9 protein-coding genes are annotated in these 11,984 nt (G+C 34.2%); 1 reads left to right on the plus strand and 8 read right to left on the minus strand.

The annotated features are described in order from the left end of the window. Positions 1-168 precede the first annotated feature (168 nt). Together icd and KA909_RS05820 are read right to left on the minus strand one after the other, a co-directional pair. Positions 169-1,437: an NADP-dependent isocitrate dehydrogenase gene (icd, locus tag KA909_RS05815; RefSeq protein ID WP_053029607.1), complete on the minus strand. Its 1,269-nt coding sequence runs from the start codon at positions 1,435-1,437 to the stop codon at positions 169-171. 42 nt (positions 1,438-1,479) lie between these two features. Beyond that, positions 1,480-2,598 carry a citrate synthase gene (locus KA909_RS05820; RefSeq protein ID WP_075108955.1) on the minus strand — a complete coding sequence of 373 codons (1,119 nt, stop codon included), beginning with the start codon at positions 2,596-2,598 and terminating at the stop codon, positions 1,480-1,482. Positions 2,599-2,947: 349 nt separating this feature from the next. On the opposite strand from KA909_RS05820, the gene KA909_RS05825 reads away from it, so the two are divergent. Then, the gene (locus KA909_RS05825) at positions 2,948-4,309 is read left to right on the plus strand and encodes an amino acid permease (protein WP_053029609.1); all 1,362 of its coding nucleotides are present in this window, start codon (positions 2,948-2,950) and stop codon (positions 4,307-4,309) included. 113 nt (positions 4,310-4,422) lie between these two features. Here the strand turns inward: KA909_RS05825 and KA909_RS05830 are convergent, their stop codons facing one another. The 6 genes from KA909_RS05830 to ystJ form a co-directional block, all read right to left on the minus strand. Beyond that, positions 4,423-5,400: a tRNA dihydrouridine synthase gene (locus KA909_RS05830; protein WP_075108956.1), complete on the minus strand. Its 978-nt coding sequence runs from the start codon at positions 5,398-5,400 to the stop codon at positions 4,423-4,425. Positions 5,401-5,728: 328 nt separating this feature from the next. Continuing rightward, positions 5,729-7,489, minus strand: a complete 1,761-nt coding sequence (gene pyk / locus KA909_RS05835) for a pyruvate kinase (RefSeq protein WP_075108957.1) — start codon at positions 7,487-7,489, stop codon at positions 5,729-5,731. A gap of 18 nt (positions 7,490-7,507) precedes the next feature. Continuing rightward, a complete protein-coding gene (gene pfkA, locus KA909_RS05840) occupies positions 7,508-8,476 on the minus strand; it encodes a 6-phosphofructokinase (RefSeq protein ID WP_053029612.1) in 969 nt (322 codons plus the stop codon). A gap of 283 nt (positions 8,477-8,759) precedes the next feature. Continuing rightward, positions 8,760-9,707, minus strand: a complete 948-nt coding sequence (locus KA909_RS05845; RefSeq protein WP_193839237.1) for an acetyl-CoA carboxylase carboxyltransferase subunit alpha — start codon at positions 9,705-9,707, stop codon at positions 8,760-8,762. Further along, positions 9,700-10,566: an acetyl-CoA carboxylase, carboxyltransferase subunit beta gene (gene accD / locus KA909_RS05850; protein WP_210130040.1), complete on the minus strand. Its 867-nt coding sequence runs from the start codon at positions 10,564-10,566 to the stop codon at positions 9,700-9,702. The genes KA909_RS05845 and accD overlap by 8 nt, the downstream gene beginning before the upstream one ends. A 157-nt stretch (positions 10,567-10,723) precedes the next feature. Further along, the gene (gene ystJ, locus KA909_RS05855; protein ID WP_193839236.1) at positions 10,724-11,953 is read right to left on the minus strand and encodes an NADP-dependent malic enzyme; all 1,230 of its coding nucleotides are present in this window, start codon (positions 11,951-11,953) and stop codon (positions 10,724-10,726) included. Between the last annotated feature and the right edge of the window lie 31 nt (positions 11,954-11,984).

The following is an 11,984-nucleotide window of genomic DNA, read 5'->3' on the forward strand; positions in this document are numbered from 1 at the left end:
GAATGGAACTGGATTTATTTAAATACCAAGTTCCACTCCTTTGAGTGATAGCAACTTCGAGAAAGGGTTTAAATAAAGCCTTTCTCAGATGTATTGCTAACTATCAAATTATCATGATTTAACTAAGATTACTTTGTATGAACAACTAAGCTTTGTTCACTGATTGACTTATTTTAAGTTTTTAATTAATTCATCAGCGAAATCTGAAGTAGATACTTCAGTAGCGCCATCCATTAAGCGTGCAAAATCATAAGTTACAACTTTAGATGCGATTGTCGCTTCAATTGCATCAGTAATCTTATCAGCAGCTTCTTGCCAGCCTAAATGTTCTAACATTAACACTGAACTTAACAATTCAGAAGATGGATTAACTTTATTTAAACCAGCATATTTAGGTGCTGTACCATGTGTTGCTTCAAAAATAGCGTGACCAGATTCATAGTTAATGTTTGCACCAGGTGCGATACCAATACCACCTACTTGAGCGGCTAAAGCATCTGAAATATAGTCACCGTTAAGATTCATTGTAGCAACAACATCATGTTCGGCTGGACGAGTTAAAATTTGTTGTAAGAAAATGTCAGCAATAGAATCTTTAATAATGATTTTTCCATCTTGTTCAGCTTTTTCTTGCGCTTGATTAGCTGCATCTTTACCATCTTGTTCAACTATTTCGTCATATTGTTGCCATGTAAATACTTTATCAGCAAATTCATTATGTGCTACATCATAGCCCCATTGTTTGAATGCACCTTCAGTAAATTTCATGATATTACCTTTATGAACAAGCGTTACCGTTTTACGGTCATTATCGATTGCATATTGGATTGCTGCTCTAACTAATCGCTCAGTACCTTCTTTAGAAACCGGTTTGACACCGATACCTGAAGTTTCTGGGAATCGAATATTCGTAGCACCCATTTCATTTTGTAAGAAATCAATTATTTTTTTAACTTCATCAGTACCCTCTTTAAATTCAATACCAGCATAAATATCTTCAGTGTTTTCACGGAAGATTACCATATCAACATCTTGTGGACGTTTAACAGGTGAAGGTACACCTTTGAACCAGCGTACTGGACGTAAGCAAGTAAATAAGTCTAACTCTTGACGTAAAGCAACATTTAATGAACGAATACCACCACCGATTGGCGTAGTTAATGGCCCTTTAATTGCAATTAAATATTCTTTTATTGTATCTAATGTTTCTTGAGGTAACCATTCACCAGTTTCGTCATAAGCTTTTTGACCAGCTAGAACTTCTTTCCATTCAATACGTTTCTCACCGTTATAAGCTTTTTCAACAGCTGCATCGATAACACGGCTTGCTGCTTTCCAAATATCTGGTCCAATACCATCACCAATTATGAAAGGAATAATTGGTTCATTAGGGACGTTTAATCCATCATTTAATCTTGTAATTTTTTCAGCTGACATAATTTTACCTCCAAATATTGTGAATCTATTTAACTTTATTTTTTATCTTTCTTCAATTGGTACATACTTACGATCTGTTTCACCGATGTAATTAGCTCTTGGACGCATAATTCTATTATCACGATATTGTTCTAGAATATGTGCAGTCCAACCTGATGTACGACTTACTGCGAATATAGGCGTAAATAAATCATGTGGGATATCCATACTATGATATACCGTAGCACTGAAGAAATCGACATTAGGAATAAGGCCTTTTTCTTCTTTCATACGTTTTTCAATAGCAATTGAAATATCATATAATTCGCTTCTACCAGTTTCAGAAGTAATTTTACGGCTCATCTCACGTAAATATTTGGCTCTAGGATCTCCGTCTTTATAAACTCTGTGACCGAATCCCATAATTTTTTCTTTGTTTTTGAATTTTTCATCTAAGTAAGCATCCACTTCATCTACTGATTTAACATCAGAAAGCATGCTCATAACTTGTTCATTCGCACCACCATGTAATGGTCCTTTTAATGAACCTACTGCAGCTGCAATGCCTGAATACATATCAGATAAAGAAGAAACGGCACAACGAGCTGTAAATGCAGAAGCATTAAGCTCATGGTCTGCATGCAATACTAAAGCTTTATTAAATGCTTCAACTTCAGTATCTGTAGGTAATTCCCCTCTTAACATATATAAGAAGTTCGCTGCATAGCCTAAATCAGGATTTGGTTTAACAGGTTCTTTTCCTTCACGAACACGTGCAAATGCTGTAACTAAAGAAGCAATTTTAGCTTGAATACGAATGGCTCTTTCTTTTCTATTTTCTTCTGTTTCATTTTCAGCATCAGGATCAAAGTGTGCAATATATGATACAGATGTACGTAATGCCGTCATAGGATGCACATTATCCGTCGCATATTCTTCAAAATGTTTATAAACTCTTGGATTTAGAGTCATATAATGATTTAATTTTTCTCTCAATGCATCTAATTCATCTTGTGTTGGTAGTCTATAGTTCCATAATAAGAACACGACTTCTTCAAATAATGCATTTTCTGCTAAATCATCAATATCATATCCCGCATATGTTAATTGACTATCAATAATTGAACTGATTTTTGTTTCAGCTGCAATTACCCCTTCTAAACCTTTTTGTAATTCTGCCATAAGTAATTCCCCTTTTCTTATACATAATGTAATGGCTTTCAAGTACCATTATAGCCAAACAAATAACTTTTGTGAACGATTATATATCGCTCAATAAATGGTAATTAACTTTAATTTAATAGACTTATTTTTACTCAAATACCCAATAAACGCCATTATATAAGCATTCAATCCAATTCAAATTATGTAATTAATGAGAAAATATTGAAAATTTCATTTTTATTATCAAGCTTGATTACAATTATTTAATCAAAATTTAAAGGAATTTTTAGAAAATATTAGAAAAATAATTGTCGAATTGAATATATAGGTGCATAATAATATTAATTAAATGTAAGGGAGTTGTCTTATGGCTGAAGAAAAATTACAAAGAGGATTGAGTAATCGTCATGTGCAATTGATTGCTATTGGCGGCGCTATTGGTACTGGGTTATTCTTGGGAGCAGGTCAAACCATAGCAATGACTGGTCCATCTATTCTATTAACTTATATTATTATAGGTTTCATGTTGTTCATGTTTATGAGAGGCTTAGGTGAGATTATTATTCAAAATACTCGCTTCAAATCTTTCGCCGACGTGACAAATGAATACATAGGACCATTTGCTGGTTTCGTTACTGGTTGGACATATTGGTTATGTTGGATTATAACAGGTATGGCAGAAGTTACAGCGGTTGCGAAGTACGTTAGTTTCTGGTTCCCTGCAATTCCTAACTGGATCAGTGCACTATTTTGTGTACTTATATTAATGCTATTTAATTTACTAAGTGCTAAATTATTTGGCGAATTAGAATTCTGGTTCGCTATTATCAAAATCATAACAATTATTGCTTTAATTGTTGTAGGTTTAGTGATGATTTTAATTGCTTATAAAACACAATTTGGACATGCTAGTTTCACAAATTTATATAAACATGGCATATTTACTAATGGTGCATCTGGTTTCTTTATGTCATTCCAAATGGCGTTATTCTCATTCGTAGGTATCGAAATGATTGGTGTTACTGCAGGCGAAACTAAAGACCCAGAAAAAACAATTCCAAAAGCGATTAATGCTGTACCTTTGAGAATTTTAGTATTCTATGTGGGTGCATTAGCAGTTATCATGTCTATTATTCCTTGGGATAAAGTTGATCCTAATGAGAGTCCATTTGTTAGATTATTCTCATTAATAGGTATTCCTTTCGCTGCTGGATTAATCAACTTTGTAGTACTTACTGCGGCAGCTTCATCTTGTAATAGTGGTATATTCTCAAATAGCCGTATGCTATTCGGATTATCTGAGCAAGACCAAGCACCACCAATCTTTAGAAGTACAAATAAAAATGGTGTTCCTCATTTTGCTATCATTGGTTCATCAGCATTATTATTAGTTACAGCGTTATTAAACTATATTTTCCCTGACGCTACATTAGTGTTTACGTATGTAACTACTATTTCGACTGTATTATTTATTATCGTATGGGCATTAATTATTATTGCTTATATTAATTATCACAGAAAAAATCCAGAGTTACATAAAACTGTATCATATAAACTTCCTGGTGGTAAATATATGGGTTATGCAATTTTAGTATTCTTCTTCTTAGTATTTTGTTTATTATTTGTAAATGAAACAACTAGAAATGCTATCTTCCTAACTCCTATATGGTTTGTACTATTAGGTTTAATGTACTTAAGATATAGACAAGTTGCAAAACGTACTAAATAGTTGAAACATTGATTAAGACGTAAAAAGGCCAGTAGATGAATTGTTATCAATTCATCTGCTGGCCTTTTATTGTTATCACTGCTGTTGAGATAGTGTCTATGTCGGTTCGAATATCAATCTATTGTTTCTTTAATATTAGCTTCGAATTCATCCAATAGCGCACGTGCTTCATCAACAGACTCTGTACTCATTAATTGATGACGTAATTGGCTAGCACCTTTGATACCTTTTACGTAAATCTTGAAAAATCTTCGTAAACTTTTGAATTGTTGGCTTTCATCATTACTATATTTTTCAAACAATGTTAAATGCAATCTAAATAGATCTAATAATTCTTTACTTGAGTGTTCACGAGGTTCTTTTTCAAAAGCAAAAGGATTATTAAAAATCCCTCTACCAATCATAACGCCATCTACCCCGTATTTGGTCGCAAGTTCTAGTCCAGTTTGTCTATCAGGAATGTCACCATTAATCGTTAGTAACGTATTTGGGGCAATCTCATCTCTTAACTCTTTAATCGCTTCAATTAATTCCCAATGAGCATCTACTTTACTCATTTCTTTACGCGTTCTGAGATGGATTGATAAGTTTGCAATGTCTTGTTCAAAGACATGCTTTAACCAATCTCTCCACTCATCGATATCGTAATATCCTAGACGTGTTTTTACACTTACTGGTAAGCCTCCTGCTTTTGTTGCTTGAATAATTGCTGCCGCAGTTTCTGGTCTTAGTATTAAACCAGACCCCTTTCCTTTCTTAGCCACATTAGCAACAGGACATCCCATATTTAAATCTATACCTTTAAATCCCATGTCCGCTAAACCAAAGCTCATCTCTCTAAATTGTTCTGGCTTATCTCCCCATATATGGGCTACCATTGGCTGTTCATCTTCACTAAAAGTCAACCTTCCACGTACACTATGGATACCTTCTGGATGACAAAAACTTTCAGTGTTAGTGAATTCAGTGAAAAAAACATCAGGTCTTGCTGCTTCACTTACAACGTGACGAAAAACAATATCAGTTACATCCTCCATTGGTGCCAAAATAAAAAAAGGACGTGGTAATTCACTCCAAAAATTTTCTTTCATAATTATTAAACCTTCTTATATTAGTATCTCAAATTTTATCCATGCTATATTACCATAAAAAATAAACATATTCAAAATGAAGTTTTCTAAGTTCCATAAACTTCTATGCAAAAACAGAACGGGAGTGGCACAGTGTTCACTGTCTCACTCCCGTATCGAAGACTAAAATGTTGAAAAACTTCTTTCACAAAAATATTCCAATTCTAGTCAACTACTGTGGTTTAGCAATGTAGCATAAATAATACATTTTATATTGTACACTTTAGCTAATCATAATGACTCTTTAAGCGTCTCATACACTACGCAATTGTGCTTTTATCATCAAAGATTAAAGAACATTTGCATAGCCTTCAAAGATTTTACCTTGAGCTGCATCGACGGTTACTAAGATACCATCTTTTAATTCTTTAGTCGCATTTTCAACACCAATAATCGTTGGAATACCTTTTTCAAGACCAATAATTGCACTTGGTGAAGTGATACCATTTTCTTCTGTGATTAAGCCAACCGCTTGTTCAATGTAAGGTACTAGTGTTTCATCTACAGAGTTTGTTACAATAATTGACTCACTTAAATCTACACCTTCTAAATCGTTTGCACTGTTTGCAACTACTGTTTTACCAACAACAGATCCACGACCTACACCTTGCCCTTTAGCAATTTCATCGCCAACTAAATGTAATTTCATCATGTTAGTTGTACCTTTTTCACCAGTAGGTACACCAGCAGTGATAATGATTAAGTCACCATTTGTAACGCGACCAGTTTCAACTGCAGTTGCAACTGCATTATTTAATAAGTCATCCGTAGTTTTACGTCCTTTTTTAATGACAGGATATGCACCCCAAACTAAAGCTAATTGACGCGCAGTATGTTCACTTGGTGTCACTGCAATAATATCTGAATGAGGACGATATTTTGAAATTGTTACAGCTGTAGAACCACTTTCAGTTGCCGCAACAATTGCTTTTACATTTAAGTTTAATGCAGTATGTGCAACTGATACACCAATAGCGTTAACTAATGAAGTTTCTACTAATTTAGTACGGTCTGATAATAATTTTTTATAATCTTGAGCAGCTTCAGCAGAAACAGCAATATTTCTCATTGTTTTAACAGCTTCTTCAGGATATAAACCTGCAGCAGTTTCACCTGAAAGCATCACAGCGTCAGTACCATCATAGATCGCATTGGCAACGTCACTTGCTTCTGCTCTAGTTGCACGTGGATTACGTTGCATTGAATCTAACATTTGTGTTGCAGTAATAACTGGTTTACCTAATTTATTACATTTTCTAATTAAATCTTTTTGTACGATTGGTACTGATTCAGGTGGTATTTCAACACCCATATCACCACGAGCTACCATTAAACCGTCAGATACTTCTAATATTTCTTCGATATTATCAATACCTTCTTGGTTTTCAATTTTAGGGAAAATAGTAATGTTATGATTATTTTCTCTTTCTAAAATTTCACGAATGTCTAAAACATCACTAGGACGACGTACAAAGCTTGCTGCGATATAATCAACATCTTCTTTGATACCAAATAAGATATCGTCAGCATCTTTATCAGTAATACCAGGTAAATTAACTTTTACGCCAGGTAAGTTAACACCTTTTTTATTTTTTAATTCACCAGTGTTTAAGATATCACATTTAACTTCGCCTTTAGTTTTATCGATGTCTTTAACTTGTAATTCAACTAAACCATCATCAAGTAAGATGTATGACCCTACTTGCACATCATTAATTAAGTCTTCATAAGTTACTGAGAATTTTTCAGGTGTACCTTCAACTTGTGACATACTTACGATTACTTCTTTGCCTTTTTCAAGCATAATTAAGCCATCTTTCATGTCATGAGTACGAATTTCAGGTCCTTTTGTATCTAATAAGATACCGATTGTTTTACCTAATCTATCTGCTACTTTACGAATCGTATCAATACGTGCTTTATGTTCTTCATGACTACCATGAGAGAAGTTCAAACGCGCTACGTTCATACCAGCTTTCATTAATTTTTCTAACATTTCTTCAGACTCTGATGCAGGTCCAATTGTACATACAATTTTAGTCTTTCTCATTTTAAAAAGCCTCCTAAATTAAATAGATAACTCTTTCGCTAATTCATAAATATCTGTATTAAATTTATGGTCGTTGCCATTGAAGATTTCATCAAATGGTGTTGCAGTCAATTTATTATTCATGATACCAACACCTTGTCCAGAACGACCTTGCATTAATAGATCAACAGCATAACCACCTAAACGTGATGCTAGTACTCTATCAGCACCAGATGGGCTACCGCCACGTTGAATGTGACCTAATACAGATACACGTGCATCAACATTAATATATTTCATCAATTGATCCGCACATTCTTGACCACTCATACTTCCTTCAGCTACCATCACGATTGAGTGTTTCTTACCACGCTTGATACCACTTTCTATCTTTTCAGCGATATCTTTAATGTCTGTATTCGCTTCTGGAACTAATATTGTTTCAGCACCTACTGATAATCCAGCCCAAAGTGCTAAATCACCGCAATCACGACCCATAACTTCAACAACAAATGTTCTTGCATGACTTGAAGCAGTATCTCTGATCTTATCGACACTATCAATAATCGTATTTAATGCTGTGTCAAATCCAATTGTGAAGTCTGTACCATTAATATCATTATCAATTGTACCTGGGATACCAATCGTCTTAATATCTTTAGTTTCTTCACTAATACGTTGGGCACCTCGGTAACTACCGTCTCCTCCAACTACTACGAGCCCTTCAATACCACGTTTGTGTAAATTCTCTATACCTTTTTGTCTTACACTTGCCTCTTTGAATTGAGGACATCTTGCAGAGTAAAGGAAAGTACCTCCACGTTGAATTGTATCCCCTACTGAACCCAATTCTAATTTATGAATATTATCATCTAGCAATCCTTGATAACCTTGATAAATTCCATAAACTTCAATGTTGTTATAAATCGCCTTACGTACAACTGCTCTTACAGCAGCATTCATGCCTGGTGAATCTCCACCACTAGTTAAAACCGCAATTTTCTTCATGACGACATTCCCTTTCCTAACTAGATTTCTCTTTAATAATAAATTACCACAATTTTTTTTAGTGTTCCATCAATATAGGTGTATAAAATTGATGTAAACGTTTTATAAAGAAAATTTCTAATGATACAGAAAAAAAGGTGGGACAAAATTCTATACGAATTTTTTGTCCCACCCGCTTAGGAATGACAAGAACATTATAGGTTATATAAATGCTTTCATTGCTCAGTGAATTGATGCAAATGATATTTAAATTTGAAAGTTATTATAGTCATTAATTCCTTTATTAATTTTCAATAAAAGAACCAATATTTCTAAATTTCGTAAATCTGTTTTCAACGAGTTCATCACTACTTAATGATTGTAATTGTTCTAATTGATTAATGAAGGCCTTTTTAATTTCAACCGCTTGTTGCTCTACATTATTATGTGCACCACCTAATGGTTCATCAATAACGTTGTCTATCACTTTTAAATGATATAAATCTTTTGCAGTGATTTTCATCGTTTCGGCAGCCATTTTAGCTAATGAACTATCTTTCCATAATAGTGCTGCGGCCCCTTCTGGAGAAATAACAGAATAAGTACTATTTTCAAGCATCATAATTCTATTTGCAATACCAATGCCGAGTGCGCCACCACTACCACCTTCACCGATAACAATTGCTATAACAGGTACTTTTAATGAAGCCATCTCTACTAAATTTCTAGCAATAGATTCACTTTGACCTCGCTCTTCAGCAGCTTTACCTGGATAGGCACCTTTAGTATCTATAAATGTGAAGATAGGTCTATTAAATTTCTCAGCTTGTTTCATTAATCTTAAGGCTTTACGATATCCCTCAGGATGAGCCATCCCAAAGTTACGGTAAATATTATCCTTAGTATCTTTACCTCGTTGTTGGCCTATTACTGTGACAGGTGTTCCATTCAAATAGCCAATCCCACCTATCATCGCAGGGTCGTTTCTAAAATTACGGTCACCATGTAATTCAATAAATGAATCAAAGATATACGGGATATAATCTAACGTTGTAGGTCTTTCTTGAAGACGTGCAATTTGTACTCTATCCCATGGCTTGAGATTGGTATATATTTTTTTAGTTTCTCTTTCAAGTGATGCCTCAAGTAAATCAATTTCATCCTGTAAATCGACATCATTTTTTTCTTGAGATTGTTTAAGTGATTCAATTTTATTTTTTATTTCAAAAAGTGGTTTTTCAAAATCAAGCATCTTTTTTCACCTCTTGGTGCATTTTTAATAACTGGGCAAGTGTATCTTTCATTTCTTTACGATGAACAACTTTATCTAATTGTCCATGTTCAAGTAGAAACTCTGCAGTTTGGAAATCATCTGGAAGTTTCTCATTGATAGTTTGTTCAATGACACGTCGACCAGCAAATCCTATTAATGCTTTAGGCTCACTTAAATTGATGTCACCAACAGATGCAAAGCTTGCAGAAACACCACCAGTTGTTGGATGCGTTAAACATGAAATATAAAGTAATCCCGCATCTGAATGTCGTTTTAAGGAAACACTCGTTTTACCCATTTGCATTAACGAAATAATCCCCTCTTGCATTCTTGCACCACCACTTGCAGAAAACAAAATAAACGGTAGTCTATGTTCTGTAGCGTAATCTATAATTCGACATATTTTTTCACCAACAACGGACCCCATACTTCCCATTCTAAATCTAGCATCCATAACTGCAACACCAAATTCAATACCCTCTAATTTGGCAGTACCAGTCACAACAGCCTCACTTAAATCTGTTTTTTGTTGATCTTTTTCAATTTTCTCTTGGTAACCAGGGAAGTCTAATGGATTTGCTGATGTCATACCTTTATCGAATTCAACGAAACTATTCTCATCAGTAATTGCTTCAATTCTTTTGTAAGCAGGCAATGCAATATGATGATCACAGTTAAAGCATACATTCAGATTTTCATTTAATTCTTTTGTATACATTATTTTTTTACATTTAGGACATTTTGTCATAATGCCTGCTGGTACTTCATTTTGTTTTGAGTCTTGGACTGTTAAATATTTTCGCTTTTTACTACTGCGATTAAAAAAGTCTTTAAACATTCGTAAACCTCCACCTAACCATACAACATTAATTGTTTACATTCTGAAATAATAATATCGAACATAAAATATGAGCGAGACATTATGGATACGTTATATCATAATGTCTCAATTATACATGTCTATGTTTCTATATAAAAATCGTTGCCCTTCTAGGTTATTTCAAATCTGTTAATTGCATTGTTTTATCATAAACCGCTTGTGGATCAACCTCTATTCTTGCTACACCAGTTTCCATTGCCGCTTTAGCGACTTCTCGTGCAACTGAAGGTGCCACTCTTTTATCGAAAGGCCCAGGAATACAATAATCTGGGTTAAGTTCATCAGCTTCTATTAAATTCGCAATTGCTTCAACTGCTGCTTTTTTCATATCTTCATTGATATGTGTTGATTCAGTATCTAAGGCGCCTCTAAAAATACCCGGGAATGCTAATACATTATTAATCTGATTTGGGAAATCTGAGCGCCCTGTACCTACAACTTTAGCACCCGCTTCTTTTGCATCATTTGGTTTAATTTCTGGATCAGGGTTAGCCATTGCAAATATAATTGCGTCATCAGCCATTGATTTAACCATGTCTTTAGATAGTAAGTTGGCAACTGAAACACCTATAAATACATCAGCACCTTTAATTACATCTTTTAATGATCCTTCAATCTTATCTTTGTTAGTGAATTTAGCAACATAATCTTTAGTATCATTCATACCATACGAACGTCCTTCAAAAATGGCACCTCTTGAATCGCACATGATCATGTTTCTAACACCATAAGAATCTAACAATTTAACTATTGCAATGCCTGCTGCACCTGCACCATTTAACACAACTTTGATATCGGATAAGTCTTTATCTACAATTCTTAACGCATTGATTAAACCTGCCATCGTCACAATTGCTGTACCATGTTGATCATCATGAAATACTGGAATGTTTGTTTCTTTTTTAAGACGCTCCTCTATTTCGAAACATCTAGGTGCTGAAATATCTTCTAAATTGATACCGCCGTAGTTTGGTGAAATTAATTTTACAGTTCTAATAATTTCTTCAGGGTCTTTCGTATCTAAAGCGATAGGTACACCGTTAATTCCGGCAAAACTTTTAAATAGAACAGCTTTACCTTCCATAACTGGAATACTCGCTGATGCGCCTATATTACCTAAACCTAGTACCGCGGTACCATCAGTAACGACCGCTACGGTATTTCTTTTAATTGTGTAATCGTATACCGTTCTTGGATCTTCATGGATTTCTTTACATGGCTCTGCTACACCTGGTGAGTAGGCTAAACTTAACTCTTCTTTATTAGTAACTTTAATATTAGGTGTTATTTCCAACTTACCTTGATTTTCTTTGTGCATTTGTAATGCATCATCTCTTAAAGACATTAAATCAACCCCTATTTATTTACTAATATAC

It is taken from the genome of Staphylococcus sp. GDX8P54P, from assembly GCF_017893165.1.
In the GTDB taxonomy this organism is placed as follows: Bacteria; Bacillota; Bacilli; order Staphylococcales; family Staphylococcaceae; genus Staphylococcus; species Staphylococcus borealis.